20 protein-coding genes and 1 tRNA gene are annotated in these 21,890 nt (G+C 68.7%); 12 read left to right on the top strand and 9 right to left on the bottom strand.

What is annotated here, in order from left to right; all coding sequences use genetic code 11:
- The first annotated feature begins 29 nt into the window (after window positions 1-29).
- The 4 genes from MEU52_RS05150 to MEU52_RS05165 all read left to right on the top strand — a co-directional run bounded on the left by MEU52_RS05150 (window position 30) and on the right by MEU52_RS05165 (window position 2,346).
- Complete coding sequence (locus MEU52_RS05150; protein WP_238119592.1) at window positions 30-671, top strand: class I SAM-dependent methyltransferase; 642 nt, start codon at window positions 30-32, stop codon at window positions 669-671.
- A gap of 22 nt (window positions 672-693) precedes the next feature.
- Window positions 694-1,434, top strand: a complete 741-nt coding sequence (locus MEU52_RS05155; RefSeq protein WP_238119590.1) for a DUF4336 domain-containing protein — start codon at window positions 694-696, stop codon at window positions 1,432-1,434.
- A gap of 172 nt (window positions 1,435-1,606) precedes the next feature.
- Window positions 1,607-1,683 (top strand) — tRNA-Met (locus MEU52_RS05160).
- Window positions 1,684-1,902: 219 nt separating this feature from the next.
- Window positions 1,903-2,346, top strand: coding sequence for a DUF805 domain-containing protein (locus MEU52_RS05165; RefSeq protein WP_238119588.1), 444 nt, complete (start codon window positions 1,903-1,905; stop codon window positions 2,344-2,346).
- A gap of 77 nt (window positions 2,347-2,423) precedes the next feature.
- On the opposite strand, the gene mmsB is transcribed toward MEU52_RS05165, so the two are convergent.
- From mmsB to MEU52_RS05190, 5 genes are all read right to left on the bottom strand, one after another.
- Window positions 2,424-3,320 carry a 3-hydroxyisobutyrate dehydrogenase gene (gene mmsB / locus MEU52_RS05170; RefSeq protein WP_238119586.1) on the bottom strand — a complete coding sequence of 299 codons (897 nt, stop codon included), beginning with the start codon at window positions 3,318-3,320 and terminating at the stop codon, window positions 2,424-2,426.
- A gap of 57 nt (window positions 3,321-3,377) precedes the next feature.
- Window positions 3,378-4,520: an isobutyryl-CoA dehydrogenase gene (locus tag MEU52_RS05175; RefSeq protein ID WP_238119576.1), complete on the bottom strand. Its 1,143-nt coding sequence runs from the start codon at window positions 4,518-4,520 to the stop codon at window positions 3,378-3,380.
- A 1-nt stretch (window position 4,521) separates the two neighbouring features.
- Window positions 4,522-4,695: a hypothetical protein gene (locus MEU52_RS05180; protein ID WP_238119568.1), complete on the bottom strand. Its 174-nt coding sequence runs from the start codon at window positions 4,693-4,695 to the stop codon at window positions 4,522-4,524.
- On the bottom strand, window positions 4,692-4,919 hold the full coding sequence (locus MEU52_RS05185) for a FitA-like ribbon-helix-helix domain-containing protein (protein WP_238119566.1): 228 nt from the start codon (window positions 4,917-4,919) through the stop codon (window positions 4,692-4,694). Before MEU52_RS05185 ends, MEU52_RS05180 begins: the two co-directional genes overlap by 4 nt.
- Before the next feature lie 85 nt (window positions 4,920-5,004).
- A complete protein-coding gene (locus MEU52_RS05190) occupies window positions 5,005-6,501 on the bottom strand; it encodes a CoA-acylating methylmalonate-semialdehyde dehydrogenase (RefSeq protein WP_238119564.1) in 1,497 nt (498 codons plus the stop codon).
- Window positions 6,502-6,714: 213 nt separating this feature from the next.
- On the opposite strand from MEU52_RS05190, the gene MEU52_RS05195 reads away from it, so the two are divergent.
- The 4 genes from MEU52_RS05195 (at window position 6,715) to MEU52_RS05210 (ending at window position 9,600) form a co-directional block, all read left to right on the top strand.
- The gene (locus tag MEU52_RS05195) at window positions 6,715-7,656 is read left to right on the top strand and encodes a LysR family transcriptional regulator (protein WP_238119562.1); all 942 of its coding nucleotides are present in this window, start codon (window positions 6,715-6,717) and stop codon (window positions 7,654-7,656) included.
- A gap of 113 nt (window positions 7,657-7,769) precedes the next feature.
- Window positions 7,770-8,564: a DUF1217 domain-containing protein gene (locus MEU52_RS05200; protein ID WP_238119560.1), complete on the top strand. Its 795-nt coding sequence runs from the start codon at window positions 7,770-7,772 to the stop codon at window positions 8,562-8,564.
- A gap of 158 nt (window positions 8,565-8,722) precedes the next feature.
- Window positions 8,723-9,022, top strand: a complete 300-nt coding sequence (rpmB, locus tag MEU52_RS05205) for a 50S ribosomal protein L28 (RefSeq protein WP_238119558.1) — start codon at window positions 8,723-8,725, stop codon at window positions 9,020-9,022.
- Window positions 9,023-9,084: 62 nt separating this feature from the next.
- Window positions 9,085-9,600 (top strand): queuosine precursor transporter, encoded by a 516-nt coding sequence (locus tag MEU52_RS05210; RefSeq protein WP_238119549.1) that lies wholly within the window; start codon window positions 9,085-9,087, stop codon window positions 9,598-9,600.
- Window positions 9,601-9,686: 86 nt separating this feature from the next.
- Here the strand turns inward: MEU52_RS05210 and MEU52_RS05215 are convergent, their stop codons facing one another.
- Window positions 9,687-10,448, bottom strand: a complete 762-nt coding sequence (locus tag MEU52_RS05215; RefSeq protein WP_238119547.1) for an alpha/beta hydrolase — start codon at window positions 10,446-10,448, stop codon at window positions 9,687-9,689.
- A 14-nt stretch (window positions 10,449-10,462) separates the two neighbouring features.
- A complete protein-coding gene (dapE, locus tag MEU52_RS05220) occupies window positions 10,463-11,653 on the bottom strand; it encodes a succinyl-diaminopimelate desuccinylase (RefSeq protein WP_238119539.1) in 1,191 nt (396 codons plus the stop codon).
- A 426-nt stretch (window positions 11,654-12,079) separates the two neighbouring features.
- On the opposite strand from dapE, the gene MEU52_RS05225 reads away from it, so the two are divergent.
- The 3 genes from MEU52_RS05225 (at window position 12,080) to MEU52_RS05235 (ending at window position 17,239) form a co-directional block, all read left to right on the top strand.
- Window positions 12,080-14,665, top strand: coding sequence for a DUF3772 domain-containing protein (locus MEU52_RS05225; RefSeq protein ID WP_238119529.1), 2,586 nt, complete (start codon window positions 12,080-12,082; stop codon window positions 14,663-14,665).
- Window positions 14,666-14,781: 116 nt separating this feature from the next.
- Window positions 14,782-15,312 (top strand): CAP domain-containing protein, encoded by a 531-nt coding sequence (locus MEU52_RS05230; protein ID WP_238119521.1) that lies wholly within the window; start codon window positions 14,782-14,784, stop codon window positions 15,310-15,312.
- A 328-nt stretch (window positions 15,313-15,640) separates the two neighbouring features.
- Entirely contained in the window at window positions 15,641-17,239 is a 1,599-nt protein-coding gene (locus tag MEU52_RS05235; RefSeq protein WP_238119518.1) for an AMP-binding protein, read from the top strand.
- 2 nt (window positions 17,240-17,241) lie between these two features.
- Here MEU52_RS05235 and MEU52_RS05240 read toward each other — a convergent pair whose 3' ends face one another.
- Window positions 17,242-19,815, bottom strand: a complete 2,574-nt coding sequence (locus MEU52_RS05240) for a sensor domain-containing diguanylate cyclase (protein ID WP_238119516.1) — start codon at window positions 19,813-19,815, stop codon at window positions 17,242-17,244.
- Between the two features lie 96 nt (window positions 19,816-19,911).
- On the bottom strand, window positions 19,912-20,517 hold the full coding sequence (locus MEU52_RS05245; protein WP_443266061.1) for a ribonuclease HII: 606 nt from the start codon (window positions 20,515-20,517) through the stop codon (window positions 19,912-19,914).
- 284 nt (window positions 20,518-20,801) lie between these two features.
- Here MEU52_RS05245 and ypfJ point away from each other — a divergent pair, with 284 nt between their 5' ends.
- The gene (ypfJ, locus tag MEU52_RS05250; RefSeq protein ID WP_238119505.1) at window positions 20,802-21,725 is read left to right on the top strand and encodes a KPN_02809 family neutral zinc metallopeptidase; all 924 of its coding nucleotides are present in this window, start codon (window positions 20,802-20,804) and stop codon (window positions 21,723-21,725) included.
- The last annotated feature ends 165 nt before the right edge of the window (window positions 21,726-21,890 follow it).

The following is a 21,890-nucleotide window of genomic DNA, read 5'->3' on the forward strand; positions in this document are numbered from 1 at the left end:
CGCGCGGAACAGGCTGGAAGAGGGCGAGAATGGCGGTTCAGTACGATCTTGAGGGCCAGAAGCGCGCTTATGCCAAGTGGGCCCCCATCTATGACAAGGTCTATGTGAAGCTGTTGGCCGATGCCCAGCGCAAGGCGGCCACCACCGCCGCCGCCTGTGGCCCCAACATCCTCGAGGTGGGGGTGGGCACCGGTCTGGTGCTGCCCTATTACCCCAAGGGCGCCCACGTCACCGGCATCGACCTGTCCGCTGACATGCTGCGCAAGGCGGTGGAAAAGAAGGTGGGGCGCAACCTCACCCAGGTCGGCCTGCTGGCCGCCATGGACGCCTGCAACCTCGGCTTTGCCGACCAGACCTTCGACGCGGTGACCGTGCCGTTCGTCATCACCCTGGTGCCGGACCCGGAAGGCGCGCTCGACGAGATGTACCGGGTGCTGAAGCCCGGCGGCGAGATCGTGGTGGCCTCCAAGCTCGGTGCCGATGACGGCCCGGTGGCCCAGATCGAGCAGGCGCTGGCGCCGCTGGTGAAGAAGGTGGGCTGGTCCATCGCCTTCAAGGCGAGCCGGCTGCGCAACTGGGCGGCCAAATATCCCGACATGGACGTGGTGGAGATCTCCCCCGTGTTCCCGGTGGGCTTCTTCAAGCTGGTGCGCATCAAGAAGCAGGCCTGAGGCTGAGGGCAGCGGAGGCGCCATGGACGCGGATCACGGCGCCTATCCCCCGCTCGACACCCTGAAGCCGGTGGCCGACGACGTGTGGATCGTCGATGGGCCGGCCCTGCGCTTCGGCCTGCCCTGGCCGAAGATGCCGTTTCCCACCCGCATGACCATCGTCCGCCTCAAGGGGCGCGACCTGTTCGTGCATTCGCCCACGCCCTTGCCGCCCATCCTGCGGCGGGCGGTGGAGACGCTCGGCACGCCGCGCTGGATCGTCGGGCCCAACCGCATCCACTATTGGTGGATCCCCGATTGGCACGCCGCCTATCCCGACGCCCAGATCTACCTCGCCCCGCACATCCTCGCCCAGGCCCACGGGCGCATCACCGGCCCGTCGCAGCCGCTGGAGGCGGCGATGGGCTATCCCTGGGATGGTGCGCTCGACACCTTGCCCATCGTCGGCCGCTACATGACCGAGGTGGAGTTCTTCCACCGCGCCAGCCGCACCCTGATCCTCACCGACCTCATCGAGAATTTCGAGGCGAGCCATCTGCGCTCGCCGCTGCTGCGGCTGCTGGCGCGGCTCGGCGGGGTGCTGGCGCCCCACGGCGGAACCCCGCGCGACCTGCGCCTCACCTTCCCCCGGCCGGAGCTGCGGGCGGCGGTGGAGACCATGATCGGCTGGGCTCCCGATCGGATCATCCTCGCCCATGGCCGCTGGCATCCACAGAACGGCACCGCCGAGCTGCGACGTGCCTTCGCCTGGCTCCAGGACTGACGTGCCCTTGCTCCGCAACACCGGCTTCGTGCCACGGCCGCGAGGCTGCGGGCGGGGTTCCCGAGGGGATTTTTCACCACGGGGGAAAGCCCCCGCGCCTTCCTTGACAGGGGCAAGGCGACACTTCTATATGCGCCTTCTCGCAGCGACGGCGCGCCGTCGCGTTGGTCGAGGCAGCGTAGCTCAGTTGGTGAGAGCGCCGGATTCATAACCCGGAGGTCGGCGGTTCAAGTCCGCCCGCTGCTACCACTTCGCGAGCGCTCCGCCTTCATCACATCCGCCCTCAGCAAGACCGCCTTTCAGCGCGTCTGTCCCTTGGCGCGTCTGCTCCTTGACGAGTCAGCTCCTTGGCACGCGCCGTCCGGGGGGCACGGGCCTCGGCGGTGAAGCGACCTCCATGGCGAACGCCGCCGCGCTCCGCTATAGGCTGAGGCACAGCGGGCGTGCCCGCGTCGTGAGGAGGGGGCGATGACGTTTGGAGCTGCAGTTCAAAGCTGCCTGTCGAAATATGCCGTGTTCCGCGGCCGCGCGCCGCGCAGTGAATTCTGGTGGTTCTGGGTGTTCACCATCCTGGTGGAGGTGGTTGCGGCCATCATCGGCGTCATGCTGTTCACCAGCTCCGTCAGCGAGCATGCGGTGGTGATGGGCCCGGGCATGTCGTCCATGTCCGCCTTTTATGTCTATGCCGCCCCCAATTGGCTGAGCGGCCTCGTCCACCTGCTGCTGATCCTGCCCTCCCTCGCCGTCACGGTCCGACGGCTGCATGACGTGGGGCGCAGCGGCTGGTGGTTTTTCATCCTCTTCCTGCCGTTCATCGGCTTCCTGGTGCTGCTGTTCTGGTGGGTGCAGCCCTCCGAGCCGCGGGACAATGCCTATGGGCCCTCGCCCCTGCCGCTGCTGCCGCGCCCCTGAGGCGCCGGCACCATAAAAAGGGGGCGGATGACCCGGGTCATCCGCCCCCTTTTTCATGACCTGACGGAGAGATGCGCTCAAGTATCGTCGCGGGTGCGGATCCACTCCACGATACCGGAGAAGTCACGCCCCTCGTTCCCCGCCTCGGCAAAGGCGGTGTAGAGGGCGGTGGCCGCCGCGCCCAGCGCGGTGACCGCGCCGGCCGATCCCGCCGCCTCCTGGGACAGGCGCAGGTCTTTCAGCATCAGCGCCGCGGCAAAGCCCGGCTGATAGCCGCGATTGGCGGGGCTGGTGGGCACCGGCCCGGGCACCGGGCAATAGGTGGTGAGCGACCAGCACTGGCCGGAGGAGGTGGAGGCCACCTCATAGAGTGCCTCATGGGAGAGGCCCAGCTTCTCCCCCAGCACGAAGGCTTCCGAGACGGCGATCATGGAAATGCCGAGGATCATGTTGTTGCAGATCTTCGCCGCCTGCCCGGCGCCGGCACCGCCGCAATGGACGATCTTCTTGCCCATCAGCTCCAGAAAGGGCCGCGCCTTGGCGAAGGCGCCATCGGTGCCGCCCACCATGAAGGTGAGGGTGCCCGCCTCCGCCCCGCCGACGCCGCCGGACACCGGCGCATCGACGCTCTCATGGCCCGACGCCTGGGCCGCCGCATGGAAGGCGCGGGCGGACTCCACGTCAATGGTGGAAGAATCGATGAATAATGTGCCGGCCTTGGCCAGGGCGAACAGGCCCTCGGCGCCGGTGGTGGCCCCCACCACATGCATGCCCGACGGCAGCATGGTGATCACCACGTCCGCATCGGCCACCGCCGCCTTGGCGCTGGAAACCACCGTGACGCCCCGCGCCATCGCCCCTTCGATGGCCGCCGCCGAGAGGTCGAAGCCGAGCACCTGATGGCCCGCCTTGATGAGATTGGCGGCCATGGGCCCGCCCATATTGCCGAGGCCGATGAATGCGATGGTGGTCATGTGGCTCCTCCCCAATCGTTTGCCTCCCCTCGCCCCTTGCGGGAAAGGGAGATCGTCTTAATGGCCCTCGGCGATCAGCGATCGTGACACGATGAGCCGCATGATCTCGTTGGTGCCTTCCAGGATCTGGTGCACCCGGAGGTCGCGCACGATCTTCTCGATGCCGTAGTCGGCGAGGTAGCCGTAACCGCCGTGCAGCTGCAGCGCCTCATTGGCCACCTTGAAACCCACATCGGTGGCGAAGCGCTTGGCCATGGCGCACAGGCGGGTGGCATCGGCGCGCTTGGCATCGAGGGCGGCGGCCGCCCGCCACAGGAAGGTGCGCGCCGCCTCCAGCTCGGTGGCCATGTCGGCCAGGCGGAATTGCAGGGCCTGGAATTCATCGAGCCTTTTGCCGAACGCCTTGCGCTCGCGCATGTAGGCGAGGGTCTTGTCCAGGGCCGCCTGGGCGCCGCCCAGGGAACAGGCGCCGATGTTGAGCCGGCCGCCATCGAGCCCCGCCATGGCGATCCTGAAGCCCTCGCCTTCCGCCCCCAGCCGGTTGGCGACCGGCACCCGCGCGCCCTCGAAGATCACCGCGCGGGTGGGCTGCACGTTCCAGCCCATCTTCTTCTCATTGGCGCCGAACGACAGGCCGGGGGTATCGGCGGGCACCACCAAGGTGGAGATGCCTTTTGGGCCGTCACCGCCGGTGCGCACCATCACCACATAGAGGTCGGAGGCGCCGGCGCCGGAAATGAACTGCTTCTGCCCCTCGAGCACATAATGGTCGCCGTCGCGCACCGCCCGGGTCTTCAGCGCCGCCGCGTCCGAACCCGCCCCGGGCTCGGTGAGGCAATAGGAGGCGAGGTGCTCCATGGTGGTGAGCCTGGGCGCGAAGGCCGCCCGCTGGGCGTCGTCGCCGAAGCGGTCGATCATCCAGGTGGCCATGTTGTGGATGGAAAGATAAGCGGAGGTGCCCGGGCAGCCGGTGGCCAGCTGCTCGAAGATCAGCGCGGCATCGAGCCGGCTGAGGCCGGAGCCACCCACATCCTCGCCCACATAGATGCCGCCCATGCCCAGCGCCGCCGCCGCCCGCAGGGTCTCCACCGGGAAATGCTTGCGCTCGTCCCACTCCACGGCAAAGGGCGCGATCTCGGCGGCGGCGAAATCCCGCGCCATATCGCGGATGGCTCTCTGGTCGTCAGTGAGGGTGAACATGTCAGGGGCGCCAGTCGGATAAGGGAAGGATGGAGGCCGCATAAGGCGAGGCCGCGAATTTGCGGATGAGGCGGGCGTCAGTGGTGATCAGCGGCAGATCCAGCTGCCGGGCAGCCTCCTCCTTCACGAGCCCCTTCACCGCAACGCTGGCATCCACGACGACGGGGTCACTCATTCGAGGCCTTCGCGGATGTCATCGAGCGTGAGCGGCGGCGAGACCTTCAAGGTCTTGGAATGGAAATAACGCGAGATCGCCACCCGCTCTTCCGGCGTATAGGGCCGGTTCTGCTCCAACAGATTGCGGATCTCCTGTTCCAGCGAGATCCCGTTCCGCTTCGCTCGCTCCCGATAGACATTCAAGGTCTCCTCGGGAATGTTGCGGATCAGCACCTGGGCCATGGCCCGCCTCATGCTCTCAAATGTGCTATCAAAAATGATAGCACATTCTCAATTGAGCCAGCGGCGGGCCGCAACCGGGTGCGTCTCACCCCATGGTGGGGATGTTGAAGTCGGCGCCGTCCTTGATGCCCGAGGGCCAGCGGGCGGTGACGGTTTTGGTCTTGGTGTAGAAGCGCACGCCATCCGGCCCGTGCTGGTTGAGATCGCCAAAGCCGGAGCGCTTCCAGCCGCCGAAGGTGTGGTAGGCGAGCGGCACCGGGATCGGCACGTTGATGCCCACCATGCCCACGTTCACCTTGGAGGCGAAATCGCGCGCCGCGTCACCGTCGCGGGTGAAGATGGCGACGCCGTTGCCATATTCATGCTCGGTGGGCAGCCGCAGGGCTTCCTTATAGTCCGGCGCGCGGACCACGCTGAGCACCGGGCCGAAGATCTCTTCCTTGTAGATGCGCATGTCGGGCGTCACGTTGTCGAACAGGCAGCCGCCCATGTAGAAGCCGTTCTCATAGCCCTGCAGGGTGAAATTGCGGCCATCCACCAGGAGCTTGGCGCCTTCCTGCACGCCGAGACCCACATAGCCCTTCACCCGTTCCACCGCCTCGCGGGTCACCAGCGGGCCGAAATCGGCGGTGGGGTCGGTGGAGGGGCCGATCTTCAGGCTCTCGACCCGGGGAATGAGCTTCTCGATCAGCCGGTCGGCCGCCTCCTGCCCCACCGGCACCGCCACCGAGATGGCCATGCAGCGTTCGCCAGCGGAGCCGTAGCCGGCGCCGATCAGGGCATCCACCGCCTGGTCCATGTCGGCGTCGGGCATGATGATCATGTGGTTCTTGGCGCCGCCGAAGCCCTGCACCCGTTTCCCGTTGGCGGCGCCGCGGGCATAGATGTACTGGGCGATGGCGGACGAGCCCACGAAGCCGATGGCGTGGATATCCGGATCATCGAGAATGGCGTCCACCGCCACCTTGTCACCGTTCACCACATTGAGGATGCCAGCCGGCAGGCCCGCCTCCATCATCAGCTCGGCGAGGCGCATAGGCACCCCGGGGTCGCGCTCGGACGGCTTCAGGATGAAGGCGTTGCCGCAGGCGATGGCCGGCCCGAACTTCCACATGGGAATCATGGCCGGGAAGTTGAACGGGGTGATGCCCGCCACCACGCCGAGAGGCTGGCGCATGGAATAAAGGTCGATGCCCGGGCCGGCGCCGTCGGAGAAGTCGCCCTTCAGGAGATGGGGAATGCCGCAGGCGAACTCGATCACCTCGAGGCCGCGCTGGATGTCACCCTTGGCATCGGGAACGGTCTTGCCGTGCTCGCGGGCGAGCAGTTCCGCCAGGGCGTCATACTCGCGCTGCACCAGCTCCAGGAACTTCATCAGCACCCGGGCGCGGCGCTGCGGGTTGGTGGCGGCCCAGGCCGGCTGGGCCGCTTTGGCGTTTTCCACCGCCGCCCGCATCTCCTCGGTGGAGGCGAGGGCCACCTTACCGACCACCTCGCCGGTCATGGGCTCAAACACATCCGCCTTGCGGCCGGAGGTGCCCGGCACGTGCTTGCCGCCGATGAAATGGCCGATGTCGCGCATGGTGCGTGTCCTTCCCTGGGGCTTGGCCCGTGGCCCCGGGGCCGGGCCCGGGACCGTTGCGTTTCCAAAACTGTTCCGGCCGCTGAACGCGACCTTGATTGCGGTGACGATGCCCTATCCTTTTGCGCACAGCTAGGGCAATTCTTGCACGATCCCTGTGCGCCCTTTCACATGCGCCATTGCCCATTGCGCCATTGCCCATCCGGAGGTCCCGTGCGCGCCAGCGACTTTGAATGGTCGGACCTGAAGTTCTTCTTGGCGGTGGCGCGGGCCGGGCGCCTCACGGTGGCGGCGGCGCGGCTCAAGGTGGAGCATTCCACCGTCAGCCGCCGCCTCGCCGCTCTGGAGGGCGCGCTGGGCGCCCAATTGTTCGATCGCCAGCCCCATGGCTATGCCCTGACCGCCGCCGGCGAGCGGCTGCTGGCGGCGGCGGAGGGCATGGAGAGCCTGGCGCTATCCGCCCAGGGGACCATCGGCGGCGCCGATCTGGGCGTTGCCGGCACGGTACGGATCGGCGCGCCGGACGGCTTCGGCACCTTCTTCCTCGCCCCGCGCATCGCCGCGCTGGCCGAGACCCATCCCGATCTCGACATCCAACTTCTGGCCATGCCGCGCCTGTTCTCTCTGTCGAAGCGCGAGGCCGACCTCGCCATTTCCCTGAGCCGGCCCAAGGCCGGGCGGCTCCATGCCCGAAAGCTCACCGACTACCGGCTGCGGCTCTATGCATCGCGGGGCTACCTCGCCCGCGCCGGCGTCATCGACAGCCGTGCCGCCCTCTCCCGCCATGCCTTCATCGGCTATGTGGATGACCTCATCTACACGCCGGAGCTGGATTACGTGCCCTTGGTGGCGAAGGATCTCAGGGTGCGGCTGAAGAGTTCCAGCCTGGTGGCCCAGCTCACCGCCACCCGCGGCGGTGCCGGCGTGTGTGTTCTGCCCTGCTTCATGGGCGACCTTTTTGCCGGCCCCGGCGATGACGATCTGGTGCCGGTGCTGGCCGACGAGGTGAGTCTCACCCGCACCTTCTGGCTCCTCAGCCACACCGACATGCGCGACCTTGCCCGGGTGCGGGTGGCGGCGGACTTCATCGTCGATGCGGTGGCCCGGGACCGTGCCACTCTGCTGCCCCCGGGCGGGCCGGCGAAGCTGGCGTGAGGCTTGCGGCGGCGACGCTGGTGCCCTTGAGGCGCAAAGCACCCCGTGCCTAGAGTGGAGGGATCAACGGGCGACGCCGGTCGCTCCACCGGGTGTCCCATGAGCATCGATCCATGAGCATCTATCTCGGCTCCACCGTCGCGACCTATAATTATTACGCCAAGAACAGCGCCGCCGCCCTGAAGCAGCAGGCGGCGGATCCGCAGGTGAAGACGGAAACCGCCTATTTCCGGGCCAACATCGGCAAGGTGAAGACGGTGGATGACCTCATCGGCAACTACCGCCTGTTCAATTATGCCATGACCGCCTACGGCCTCAGCGATATGACCCACGCCAAGGCCTACATGAAAAAGGTGATCACCAGCGATCTCAGCGATTCCAAGAGCTTCGCCAACAAGCTGGCGGACAATCGATTCGTCAATTTCGCCAAGGCGTTCAGCAATCTCAATCCGAACGCCTCGGCCGCGCTCTATGCCCCCGCCAGCGCCGATGACGTGGTGAAGGCCTATCTGCAGCAATCCATCGAGGAGACCCTGGGGCAGAACGACCAGGGGGTGCAGCTCGCGCTCTATTTCAAGCGCGTGGCGCCGAGCGTGAAGAGCGCCTATGGCCTGCTCGGCGACTCGGCGCTCTGGAAGGTGGTGCAGACCACTTTTGGCCTGCCCGAGAACATGGGCAAGGTGGATGTGAAGACCCAGAAATCCATCGTTGATGCCAAGCTCAAGGTGGCCGACCTGCAGGACCCCGCCAAGCTCGACAAGCTGCTGGCCCGCTTCACCGCCATCTGGGATGCCACCCAGAACGCGGCCTCGGCCCCGGTGCTGCAATTGTTCGACACCAGCGGCGCCGGCGGCACCCTCGGCTATAATGTGGGCGCGAGCCTGCTCAATCTGCGCTATGGGGGCTGAGCGGACCCTCGCCGAAACCCGGCTGGAGACCGCCGCGACCTTGACGCCCGCGCGCTTCGCCCCTATAGGAGCCGCTTCCCGATCCAGCGGGTGAGTGCGGCAGGGCCCGAAGGCTCTCAGCGTTCCCTGCGTGCAACAAGACTAGAAGGACTTCTGCCATGTCCCGGCGGTGTGATCTGACCGGTAAGGCGGTTCTGACCGGCCACCTCGTGAGCCACTCGAACCGCAAGACCAAGCGCCGGTTCCTGCCGAACCTGTGCAACGTGACCCTGCAGAGCGAGACCCTCAACCAGTCGATCCGCCTGCGCGTGTCTGCCAATGCGCTCAAGAGCGTGGACCACCGCGGTGGCCTCGACGCGTTCCTCAAGAAGGCCCGCGACGAGGAGCTGTCGCCGCGCGCCCTCGAGCTGAAGCGCAAGATTGCCAAGGCTCAGAGCGCGGAAGCGCCCGCCGCCTGATGTCCGGCCTTTCTGGTCTGGTGCGGTCCGAACCGCGGGCGTTCGCGCTCGCGGTTTTTGCCATGTGCGCCACGGTTCTGGCGGCCAACGTCCTGGTGCAGTTCCCGTTCACCCCGTTCGGGCTGCAGGATTACCTCACCTTCGGTGCCTTCACCTATCCCTTCACCTTCCTGGTGAACGACCTCACCAATCGCCGGCTGGGGCTCGCGCGCACGCGGCAGGTGATCTATGCGGGCTTCGCTCTGGCGCTGGCCTTGTCGGCGCTGTTCGCCACGCCGCGCATCGCGCTCGCCTCCGGCACCGCCTTCATCGTCGCCCAATTGCTCGACGCCACGGTGTTCAACACTCTGCGCCGGCGCGCCTGGTGGCTGCCGCCGTTCCTCTCGGGCGTCGTCTCCTCGGCCATCGATACGGTGGTGTTCTTCTCCCTCGCCTTTTCCGGCACCGACCTGCCGTGGACCAATTGGGCGATGGTGGATTACCTGGTGAAGCTCGCCATGGTGGCGCTGTTCCTCGCGCCTTATCGCTACCTCATCGCCCGCATGCCCATGTGGTCGCCCGCCCGCGCCGAGGCCTGAGCCCATCTGTCCCGGTCTTCGACCGGTCCCAAGTGGAGGTGCTCAAGCCGAGGCGCTCACGCGCCGCGCGGGCGCATCCGGCGTCGTCAGAAGAACTCTTCCACCGCCACGCCGAGCCGCTCCAGGTCTTCGGGGCGCGACAGGCGATGGTCGCCGTCCTTGATCAGCGAGAACACCACGTCGTCCTCGGCGAGGCAGGTGACGAGCGCCATGGCGTGCTCCCACGGTACGTCCTCATCCTTCGCCCCCTGCAGGATGCGCACCGGGCAGCCCACCGCCAGCGGCGCGCTGAGCAGCAGGTGGTTGCGACCATCCTCGATCAGCGCGCGGGTGATGACATAGGGCTCCTCGCCATAAAGCGAGGGCTTGAGGAATTGCCCGCTGCCGAGAATCAGCTCCTGCACCGGTGGCGGGAAGCGGGCCCACATGAGCTCCTCGGTGAAATCGGGGGCCGGGGCCACCAGGACCAGCGCCTTGAGCCGGCTGTCGCCGCGCGCCTTGAGCGCCCGCGCCAGCAGCAGAGCGATCCAGCCGCCCATGGAGGAACCCACCACGATCTGCTCGCCCTCGGTGGTGGTATCGAACACCGCCAGCGCCTCCTCCAGCCAGCGGGAGATGGTGCCGTCCTCGAACAGGCCGCCGGAGGCGCCATGGCCGGAATAATCGAAGCGGGTGTAAGCCTTGCCCCGATCAGCGGCGAGATCGGCCAGATATTGGGCCTTGGTGCCCGTCATGTCGGACTTGAAGCCGCCCAGCCAGAACACGCCCGGGCCCTCGCCCGGAATGGTCCGCACGGCGATGTCGCGATCCTCGAAGTCGAGGTGGAAGGAGGTCTCGGCTGCGCTCATGATGGATCCCGTGCTCAGGCGAACTGCGCGAAATAGTGGGTGATGATCTGGCTGTAGATGGCGGTAAGGTCGGTGACGTCCGACACTGGCGTCGCCTCGTCCACCTTGTGCATGGTCTGCCCCACCAGGCCGAACTCCACCACCGGGCACAGGTTCTTGATGAAGCGGGCATCCGAGGTGCCGCCGGAGGTGGAAGCCTGGGGCCGGCGGCCGGTGACCGCCTCCACCGCCCCGGCGACGATGTCCACGAACGGGCCCGGCGCGGTGATGAAGCTCTCCGAGGCGCCGGCCTGGATTGCGAGCGCATAACCGGTCCCGGCCCGATCCAGCCGGCGGCGGATTTCCTGTTCCAGGCTCGCCAGGGAATAATGATCGTTGAAGCGCACGTTGAAGCGCGCGGTGGCGGTGGCGGGAATGACGTTGAAGGCGGCATTGCCCACGTCCACCGACACCACCTCCAGATTGGAGGGCGGGAAGAAGTCCGAGCCGGCGTCCAGCGGCTCGGCGATCAGCGCCGAGAGCAGGTGCACCAGCCGCGGCACCGGATTGTCGGCGAGGTGCGGATACGCCACGTGCCCCTGCACCCCCTTCACCGTGATGACGCCGGAGAGGCTGCCGCGCCGGCCGATCTTGAAGGCATCCCCCAGCGCCGCCGGATTGGTGGGCTCGCCCAGCACGCAATGGTCGATGGTCTCGCCCTTGGCGGCGAGCCATTCCACCACCTTCACGGTGCCGTCGAGGGCGGGACCCTCCTCGTCACCGGTGATGAGGAAGGAGAGGCTGCCCTTGGCCGGTTTGCCATGGCGCAGGGCCGCGGCGAGGAAGGCGGCCACCGCCCCCTTCATGTCCACCGCGCCGCGGCCATACAGCAGCCCGTCGGCCACCTCACCGGTGAACGGGCCGTGGGTCCACTGGCCGGCGTCGCCTACCGGCACCACGTCCACATGGCCGGCGAAGCACAGGTTGGGGCCCGTCTCGCCGATGCGGGCATAGAGGTTGACGATGGGGGTGCCGCCGGTGGCGAAGGTGAGCCGCTCCACCCGATAGCCGGCCTGTTCCAGCAGCCGCGCCACGATCTCCATCGCCGGCTCCGCGTCCGGCGTCACCGACGGCGCTCGGATCAGGGCGGCGGCGATGGCGACGGGATCTTGCGTATCGGGCAGGACGACGCTGGTTGCGGACTTGACGGAATCTTCGGGTGTCATCAAGGAATGCCTCGCGCGGACCCGGCTCGAACCCGCCGGATGCAGGCCGAATTAGCGGCAAGTTCAGCGTCGCGGCAAGTCTGGTCTGGTGGCAAGTCTGGTCTGGTGGCAAGTCTGGTCTGGTGACAAGTCTGGTCTGGTGACAAGTCTGGTCTGGTGGCAAGTCTGGTCTGGTGACAAGTCTGGTCTGGTGACAAGTCTGGTCTGGTGACAGGTCCGGCGTCGTGACAGGTTCCATGTGGTGACAGACAGGATCCCGGGGGTGCAGCGCCCCGCCTCCCCTCCGGTTGCCCCCTAAGGCGCCGAGCCGGCGCAGCGGCATGATGCCGTGCCACAGGGCCTTGCCATCACGCCGCCTTGCCATAAGGCCCTGCCATGACGCCGCCGTGTTCGCGCGACAGGAACGCCGCTCCGGAGGTGGAAGGTATGCGTTCGCAGTCGAAGGGGGTCCTCGCGTTTCTGGTCCTGTGGGCCGTCCTGGCCTGTGGCCCGAACCTGGTCTTCGCTCAAGGGGGCGCTGTACCGGCCGCCGCGCCGGTCGCAGCGGCAGGCGACAAGGCCCCGGCCGCCACGCCCGCCGCGACACCGCAGCCCGCCGCGCCGGCGGTCGCGCCCGAGCCACCCAAGCCACCGGCTGCAGTGCCGGACCCCATGATCACCGGCGCGCGCGACAAGATCGAATCGAGCCGCGCCGCGCTCGACGCTCTCGAAGCCGCGCTGTCGGTGGAGGGGCTGCGCCCCAATGATCTCGACGACCTGCGCCGGCGGATCGACCCCATCCGCCGAGACCTCCAGCAATTGTCGGAAACCGTCGCCCCCCGCCTGGCCGATGCCCGCGCGCGGCTGAAGTCGATCCCCGCCAAGGCCACCGAGGACACGACCGAAGACCCCACCGTCACCGCCGACCGCGAGCGGGTGCAGAAGCAGGTCGCCGAGCTCGATGCGGTGTTCGGGCCCATCCGCACGCTCTCGGAGCGCACCAGCCAGGCCGCCGACCGCATCAGCACCCGCCGCCGGGCGATGTTCACCAGCCAGCTGTTCGAGCGTTCCGACTCCATTCTCGACCCCACCTTGTGGGCCAATGCGCTGGCGGCCACCGCCGGCGAGGCGCGCGCCACCCAGTTCCTGATGACCGATTGGAGCGCCTACGCCACCCGCACCCACGGTCCACTGGCGCTCTCCGGCATTCTCGGCGGCACCGCCGTGCTGGTGGGCCTGGTGGTGGCCGTCGGCCGCTGGCTCCGCAACCGCCTGCGCACCCCGCCGCCGGCCGATGGCCGCAGCTTCTCGCGCCTGCGCGCCGCGGGCGAGGCGATCAAGGTGCTGGTGCTGGAAGCCACCGTCGCGCCGCTGGCCAGCATCATCGCCGTGATGATCCTCAATGCCTTCTCGCTGATCCCACCGCGGGTGGAAGACCTGGTGCACGGCCTCATCGCCGCGGTCTTCATCAAGGCCATCGGCACCGGCGCCGCCCGGGCCATGCTGGCACCGGGGGAGGCCTGGCGCCGCATGCCGGCCATCTCCGACCGCGCCGCCATGATCACCTTCCGCTATTTCTCGTGGGCGGTGTGGGCGCTGGTGGTGGCGGTGGTGCTCAATGCCCTGCACCGGGTGCTGTTCGCCCCGCTCGATCTGACGGTGGTGACCAGCGCCGTCATGGCGCTCCTGATCGGCGCCTTCATCGCCCGGTTCCTGCTGCACCTCGCCCGCTCCGAGGAAGACGAGGATGCCGCGCCGCCGGCCGTCGACGCGGCGGCCGGCGGCCACCCCATGGAGGGCCGCCACTGGGTGCGCTTCCTGGTGTGGCTGGTGGTGCTGCTGCTCTTCACCGCACTGGTGCTGGGCTATGTGAGCTTCGCCGCCTTCGTGGCCGGCCGAGTGGTGATGGCCAGCGCCATCCTGGGCATGCTCTACGTGCTCTACAGCCTCATCGATGCCTTCTTCGGCGAGGGCCTCTCCTCCGAGACCACGCGCGCCCGCCACCTGTCGAAGACCCTCGGCCTCAAGCCCGCCAACCTGGAGCTGATGGGCATCATCGTCGCCGGCCTGCTGAAGGTGCTGCTGTTCGTGGTGGCGGTGTTCCTCATCGTCGGCAGCTGGGGGGCCTCGTCCACCGACGTGCTGGACACGGTGGAGCGCCTGTCCTTCGGCATCCGCATCGGCACCGCCACCATCACCCTCACCGGCGTGCTCTATGCCGCCGGCATGCTGCTGGTGGGCCTGGCCGTGGCGCGCGGCCTGCAGCGCTGGATCTCGGTGTCCTTCCTGCCCCGCACCGGGCTCGAACCCTCGCTGCAGTCATCCATTTCCACCATCGTCGGCTATGTGGGCGTGATCATCGCCATCATGGTCTCCATGAGCGAATTGGGGCTCAATCTCGAGAACCTGGCGCTGCTCGCCGGCGCCCTGTCGGTGGGTATCGGCTTCGGCCTGCAGGCCATCGTGTCGAATTTCGTCTCGGGGCTGATCCTACTGGCGGAACGGCCGATCCGGGTGGGCGACACCATCAATGTGAAGGGCGAGGAAGGCTATGTGCGGCGCATCTCGGTGCGCTCCACCGAGATCGAGACCTTCGACCGGGCCTCGGTGATCGTGCCCAATTCCGACCTCATCACCGGCATGGTGAAGAACTGGACCCATGCCAACACCACCGGCCGCGTCATCATCACCGTCTCGGTGGCCTATGACGCGGATCCCGAGGAGGTGCGCGACATCCTGGTGGGCTGCGCCTGCACCCATCCGCAGGTGCTGCAGACGCCGCCGCCGCGGGTGTTCCTCACCAAATTCTCGGAAATGGGCATGGTGTTCGAGCTGCGCTGCGTGGTGGCGAACGTGGATTATTCCCTCACCGTACGCAGTGACCTGCACTTCCAGCTGCTGGCCAAGTTCCGCGCCGCCGGCATCGGCATGGCCTCCCAGCCCTGGGCGTCGCTGGCGCGGGCCCCGGCCGATCTGGTGCCGCCGCGCCCCGCGACGCCTTCGGCCGAGGAACCCCAGGGCGACGAGGCCTGAGCCCCGCCGGCCCGCTTTAACGCCTCCTATACCCGGCTGGGCGCACAACGACGCCCAACCGGCCAGCCGGCCTTCGCCGGCGCAACCGTCCGTTCGTTCAGCCAGTCGGAGCCGCCATGCGCGCCCCCTTCGCCCGTCGTCATGCCGGCTTCGGTCTCTTGCTCGCCCTGCTGCTCGCCGGCTGCGGCACCACCGACACCAGCCTCACCGACCAGCCGGCCTTCTACACCAACCTGGCGAAGACCGGGAAACCGGTGGATCCGGAGGCCGCCGCCTCCATCATCTCCGATTACCGCACCGCCCGCGGCCTGACCCCGGTCAGCGTCGACCCGGCCCTCAACAAGATCGCCCAGGACCAGGCCAATGCCATGGCCCGGGCCGACAACCTGTCCCACGAGGTGGGCGGGCGCAGCTTCATGCAGCGCATGAAGGCCTCGGGCTACGATGCCAAGCTGGCGGTGGAGAACGTGGGCGCCGGCTACCACACCCTGGCGGAAGCGTTCTCCGGCTGGCGCGACTCCCCCTCCCACAACAAGAACATGCTTGCCCCCGGCATGACCCGCATGGGGATCGCCACCGCCAACGCGCCGAACTCCAAATACAAGGTGTATTGGGCCCTGGTGCTGGCGCAGCCCGACGAACGCTGAGGGTGCGCCGCCGCACGTTCCGTTGCGTCGCGGCAAAACAATCGTGGACCGGCCGCCCCTGAGGCCCTAAACCCTTGGTCACGCGAGGCGACCGGGGTCAAGGCGCGTCACACGCCAGACCGGCATGCCGCGTTGAAGAGCTGCCGTGGCAGCCCACCGCTTCAGCGGCGCAGTTCGGCGGGTCACCTCAGCGCTTGGCCGCGGCGGCGGCACCCGGCGTGGGGCCTTGGCGCATCACCCCCGGCACCGAGAGCGGACCGGCCGTCCCGTGACCGCCCAACCGCTCCGGCGAGCGCCCGTCATGCGAGGGGCGAACGGGGTGTGAGGAATGCTGCCGGACATTCACGATTATGATGCGCTGACCCGCGCCTTCCGCTGGAACCTGCCGGCCACCTACAACATGGCCACCGACGCCTGCGACCAGTGGGCCCTGCGCGCCCCGGACCGGCCGGCCCTGCTCGTGCCCGAGGTTGGCGACCTGCGGGCGGTCTCCTACGGTGCCCTGTGCGCCCTCTCCAACCGGCTGGCCCATGCCCTCGCCGCCCACGGCATCAGGCGTGGCGATCGGGTCGCCATCCTGCTGCCCCAGTCGGTGGAAGTGCTCGCGACCCATTTCGCGGTCTACAAGCTCGGCGCCATCGCCGTGCCCCTGGCGGGCGCCTTCGGCGTCGACGCCATCGCCTATCGGCTGACCGATTCCGGGGCCCGCGCCCTGGTGACGGACGATGCCGGCCTCGCCAAGATCAGCCCCCGGCCCGAGACGCTGGAGCTGGTGGTGAACGTGGATGGCGCGCGCGCGGACGTGCTGGATTTCCACGGGCTGGCGGCGCGCGCCGCCGACACTCCGCCCGCCGTCTCCACCGGTCCCGAAACTCCGGCGCTGATGATCTACACCTCCGGCACCACCGGCCAGCCCAAGGGGGCGCTGCACGGCCACCGGGTGCTGCTGCCGCACGTGAGCGGGGTGCGCTTCACCCATGATTTCATGCCCCATGCGGGCGATCGCATGTGGACGCCGTCCGACTGGGCCTGGGCCGGGGGCCTGCTCAACACGGTGCTGCCGGCGCTGGTTTTGGGCGTGCCGGTGGTGGTGCAGCCCAAGGGCAAGTTCGATCCCGAGGCGGCCTTCGCGCTGATGGCGCGGGCCGGCATCCGCAACGCCTTCATCCCCCCCACCGCCCTCAAGATGATGCGCGCGGTCCCCCAGCCGAAGGCACGCTTCGGCTTCGATCTGCGCACCGTGGGATCAGCCGGTGAGGCGCTCGGCGCGGAGACCTTTGAATGGAGCCGCGCCGCCTTGGGGCTGCAGGTGAACGAATTCTATGGCCAGACCGAGTGCAATTACGTGATCGGCTCCAACGCCGCCTTGGGCGTCACCCGCGCCGGCGCCACCGGCAAGGCCCTTCCCGGCCATGAGGTGGCGGTGCTGCGCGAGGACGGTACCGCCTGCGCGGTGGACGAGATGGGGCAGATCGCCGTGCGTGCGCCCGATCCGGTGATGTTCCTCAATTACTGGAACCGGCCCGAGGCGAGCGCCGCGAAATATGCCGGCGACTGGCTGCTGACCGGCGATCTCGCCCGGCAGGACGCCGACGGCTACTTCCATTTCCTCGGTCGCGACGACGACATCATCACCTCGGCCGGCTACCGTATCGGCCCGGCGGAGATCGAGGATGTGCTGCTGCGCCATCCGGCGGTGGCGCTGGCGGCGGTGGTGGGCAAGCCCGATGCGCTGCGCACGGAAATCGTCAAGGCGGTGCTGGTGCTGGCGCCGGGCCACGCGCCCAGTGACGCGCTGGTGGCGGAGATCCAGGACTTCGTGCGCACCCGCCTCGCCGCCTATGAATATCCGCGCGAGATCGTCTTCGCCCCGGAGCTGCCGCTGACCACCACCGGCAAGGTGATCCGCCGCGCCCTGCGCGACTGAGGTCAGCCGCCGCCCGCCGGCGGCGCCGCATCCGGCACCATGGCGCGGGCCACCACCATGCGGTCGCGGCCCTCCGCCTTGGCCTGGTAGAGGGCGGCATCGGCGGCGGCCACCAGCTCCTCCACCCGCTCCACGTGCTGCGGGAACACCGCAAGGCCGACAGACACGGTCACCTCGTCCAGCACCCCGCCGGGCCACAGCACCTTCAGCCGGCGCACCGCCGACAGCAGGTGATTGGCCACCGCGATGGCCCCGTCGAGCCCGGTGTCCGGCAGCAGCACCAGGAATTCCTCGCCGCCGTAGCGGCCGACGATGTCGGTGGCCCGGGTCTGCTCCCGCAGCACATCGCCCATGGCCCGCAGCACGGCGTCGCCGGCCTCGTGGCTGTAGGTGTCGTTGATCCGCTTGAAATGGTCGAGATCGAGCAGCGCCAAAGCGAGCGGATGGCCGCTGCGCAGGGAGCCCGCCCCCTCCAGCGCCAGCGCGCCCTCCAGGAAACGGCGATTGGCCAGCCCCGTGAGCGGATCGCGCAGCGCCTGGCCGCGCAATTGCTCGCGCAGCTCGATATTGGCGATGGCCAGGGAGACCTGCTCAGCCAGCATGGTGGCGAGCTGCTGGGCATGGGCATCCCCCACCGCCGGCGTCTCGCGATAGAGCAGGCCGAGCAACGTGTTCTGGGCGAACAGCGGCTGGCACACATAGTCGGGCGCCGCCTCGCCGCAGCAGCCGGACACATGATTGCAGACCAGGCCGCGGCTGGCCTCGGATTCGGGAAACACCCGGCCGCGCCGCAGGCCCCAGCACTCATCCGGCGCAAAAGCCGTCACATCCGCCTTCAGCGCGCCCCAGCGGCTGCCGCGCACCGCCTGGTCGCGGGCTTTGTTCAGCACGTAAAGCGCCCCTGCCTCGTCCGGGAAGAGACGGGCGGCATAGGTGGTGACGGAGCGGAACACCTCGTCGAGGCTGTGGCAGGATTGCAGCACGCCGCTGAGCTCGGTCAGCAGCGTGATCTCCCCGGCACGGGCCTCGGCCACGTCGAGCAGGCCGGTCAGGCGGGCATTGGCTGCCTTAAGGGCGCGCTCGTGCTCCTGCCGCTCGGCCTCGTGCTTCAGCGCATCGGTCTTGTCCTGCACCACCCAGAGGGTGGTTCCACCCCCGGACCGGCCATCGCGCAGGGGCCGGGCGAACGCATCCACCGGCACCGGACACCCCTCGGCCCCCTTGAGATGCAGCACCGCGTGGCTCGCATGTCCGGCTTGGACCGTGGCCAGCACCTTCTCGAAGGCGGCGACATCGGCCGGGCCGTCCAGCAGCGCCTCCACGTCCAGCCCTTCCAGGCTGTCGCGCTCACGGGCGCACATAGCGGCCAGCCTCTGGTTGCCGCGCACCACCGTTCGGCCGCGCAGGAACAGGATGCCGGCCAGGGGATTTTCCACCAGCGCCCGCTGCTCCGCATCAAGGGCGCTGAGGTTGCCGGACAGCCGGTTGGCCCGCAGCGACACGAACGTCACCAGCGCCAGCAGGAGACTGATGACGCTGCCACCGGCCAGCACCAGCCGGGGGGTCATGCGGTCCACTTCGTAGACGGAGCCGGCGCGGGCGGCGAAATGCAGCCGCCACAGGCGATCCCCCACCACCAGCGAGCGCTCGGCGCTGATGCCGATGGGCACCGAGGCCACCGGTGTCACCAGGCTCAGGTTGGGCTCCCGGCTGTCGAACATCAGTGACCCCGGCAGGTCGGGGTCGGCCGGCTCCCAGATGGGGATGCCCTCGGCGGAGAGCTTGGCGTAGCCGAGATCCACCACCCGCACGATCATCTGCTGCAGGGTCCGCACGTCGAGCACGCCGCGCATGAGGTCATTCATGCGATAGACGGCGGCGGCGTAGCCGCGCAGGGCCGCCCGCCGCTGCTCCACGCTCTGCACCGTCAGGCCGGCGCGGTAGATGGGCACCCGCAGAATGAAGCCGAGGCCGCCGCTCTGGTCCTGCAGCAGCTTCACCGGTGGGGTGGCGACGATGCGGCCGCTGTCGGCGGCGCGGGCGAGGGAATCGAGCTCCTGCGGCTTGGAGCCGGGATCGAAGCCGAGCACCATCTCATTGCCGCGCAGCGGCTCCACGAACTCGATGGGGAAATAGACCGGCCGCGCGCCGGCCGGATGAACGGTGAAGTCCAAATAGGTGCGGTCCGCCAGGCTGCGGTCGGCCCGCACCTCGGCGATGAAGCTGTCGAGATCCGCCGGCGCCACCTTGCGCAGCACCTGCAGCGAGTCGAAGCCGGGGTGGCGCCGCATCAGGTCCAGGGTGTCCACATAACGCTGGAACTGGGCGCGATCGATGCGGCCGACGGTGGCATACAGCCCCTGCATGCTCACCAGGACTTCCGAATGGGTGCGCAGGCGCTCACCCACATCGGTGCTCATGGCGGCGGCATCGGAAGCGAAGCGGGCCTGCGCGTTGGCGTGCATCACCCGCTCCGCCAGCCGCTGGCCGGCGACGCTGGCCCCAACCCCCACCGCCAGCACCACCGCCGACAGCAGCAGGGCACGGTGCCGCAGCGGCGCAAACAAATCTGCCATCCCCAGGTTCCCTGTCGCGCGCATCGGGCGCCCAACTCTCGCCGCGGTGGAATACCATCAATCCGCCGCCTGTCGGAAGAGGCGGGGCGCCCCCGTTCAGTCGGTTGCGTCGGGGTGTGGCGGGAACAGCGCAAGCTGCTGCGCGCGCACCGGAGCGAACGACTGCCGGTGATGCGGGCACGGCCCCTCCGCCCGCAGGGCGGCAGCGTGCTGGGCGGTACCATAGCCCATGTGGCGTTCAAAGCCGTAGGCGGGAAATGCCGCCCCCAGCCGCGCCATCAGCCGGTCGCGCACCACCTTGGCGACGATGGAGGCGGCGGCGATGGAGGCGATCAGCCCGTCGCCCCCCACGAAGGTCTCCACCGCGCAGGGGGCCGGCGGCGGATCGTTGCCGTCCACCAGCAGCAGAGCGGGACGGCGCGGCAGCCCCTCCACCGCCTTGGCCAGCGCCCACAAGGTGGCCTGGCGGATGTTGTCGCGGTCGATCCGGGCCGGCGGCGCCAGGCTCACCGCCACCTCGGCGGTGGCGCAGATCTGCGCATAAAGCGCCTCCCGGCGGGACGCGGTCAGCTTCTTGGAATCGTTGAGCCCGGCGGGGATGCACGCGGGATCGAGCACCACCGCGGCGGCCACCACCGGGCCGGCCAGCGGCCCGCGCCCCACCTCGTCGGCGCCGGCCACCGGCACCAGGCCCTGGGCCATCAGCGCCCGCTCGTGGCTGAAATCCAGCGGCGGAAACAGCGCATCACCCCGTTGCCCGGCCCGCCCACGGCCCGTGCCGCGCTGTGCTCCCGCGCTTTTCGCCCGCATCGTCCCTCGGCTCCCGGTCCCGGCGCAATTGCGCCGCCAGCGGCTGATAGCACGAAAGGCAGGGGCCCGGCGCGCCCCCCTGCCGCAGGGGTGGCGGGGGATGGGCAGCGGCGTTGCCAGGGTGTAATTCCAGATCAGACATGCAAGGGCGCGCTCGCCGCGCGGGAGATCTCAGGATGCGTTGGGAAGACTACCGCTCCAGCGACAATGTGGAGGATCGGCGCGGCAGCGGCGGCGGCGGCGGCTTCCGCATGCCAGGCGGCCGCGGCGGCCTCGGCATCGGCACCATCATCGTGGTCGGCCTGATCGGCTGGGCGCTGGGCATCAATCCCGCCATCCTCATCGGCGGGCTGGAAGCCATCAACGGCGGGGGCGGACAGCAGCAATATGCCCCGCAGCAGCGCCAATCGGCCCCGCAATCGTCGGCCCAGGGCAACGGCACGCAGGCGGCGCCGAAGGATCAGCTCGGCCGCTTCGCCGCCACCGTTCTGGCGCAGACCGAGGACGTGTGGACCGACATCTTCCGCGCCCAGGGCAAGACCTATCAGGACCCCAAGCTGGTGCTGTTCTCCGGCGCCACCCGCTCGGCCTGCGGCGGCGCGCAGTCGGCCATGGGGCCGTTCTATTGCCCGCTGGATCAGAAGGTCTATCTCGACCTCTCCTTCTTCCAGGAGATGAAGACCCGCTTCAACGCCCCGGGTGATTTCGCCGCCGCCTACGTGATCGCCCATGAGGTGGGCCACCACGTGGAGAACCTCATCGGCATCCTGCCCAAGGTGCAGCAGGCGCAGGCCCGCGCCACCTCGAAGGCGGAGGCCAACGACCTCTCGGTGCGGGTGGAGCTGATGGCCGATTGCCTCGCCGGCGTGTGGGCCTACCACGCCGATGCCCGCGCCAAAATCCTCGAGCAGGGTGACGTGGAAGAGGCCCTCAACGCCGCCAGCGCCATCGGTGATGATCGCCTGCAGAAGCAGGCCCAGGGCTATGCCGTGCCCGACAGTTTCACCCATGGCACGTCGCGCCAGCGGGTCACTTGGTTCACCCGCGGGCTCAAGACCGGCTCCATGCAGCAGTGCAATACCTTTGACGGCGGGATATGATCTGAACGCATGGCTGTATCGCGTCGGGCACATCCTGCCTTGCGAAAGGCGAGACGCCTGTAGCAATCTTTGGTTGCAGAAGACGCCGCCGCGATCCCGCCTGGCGCGCCCGGCCCGTGTCCTCCGCCACGGGCCACAGGGCCGAGGCGGGACGCGCGCGGCGCC

Source organism: Xanthobacter sp. NM-25 (assembly GCF_022138605.1).
In the GTDB taxonomy this organism is placed as follows: Bacteria; Pseudomonadota; Alphaproteobacteria; order Rhizobiales; family Xanthobacteraceae; genus Xanthobacter.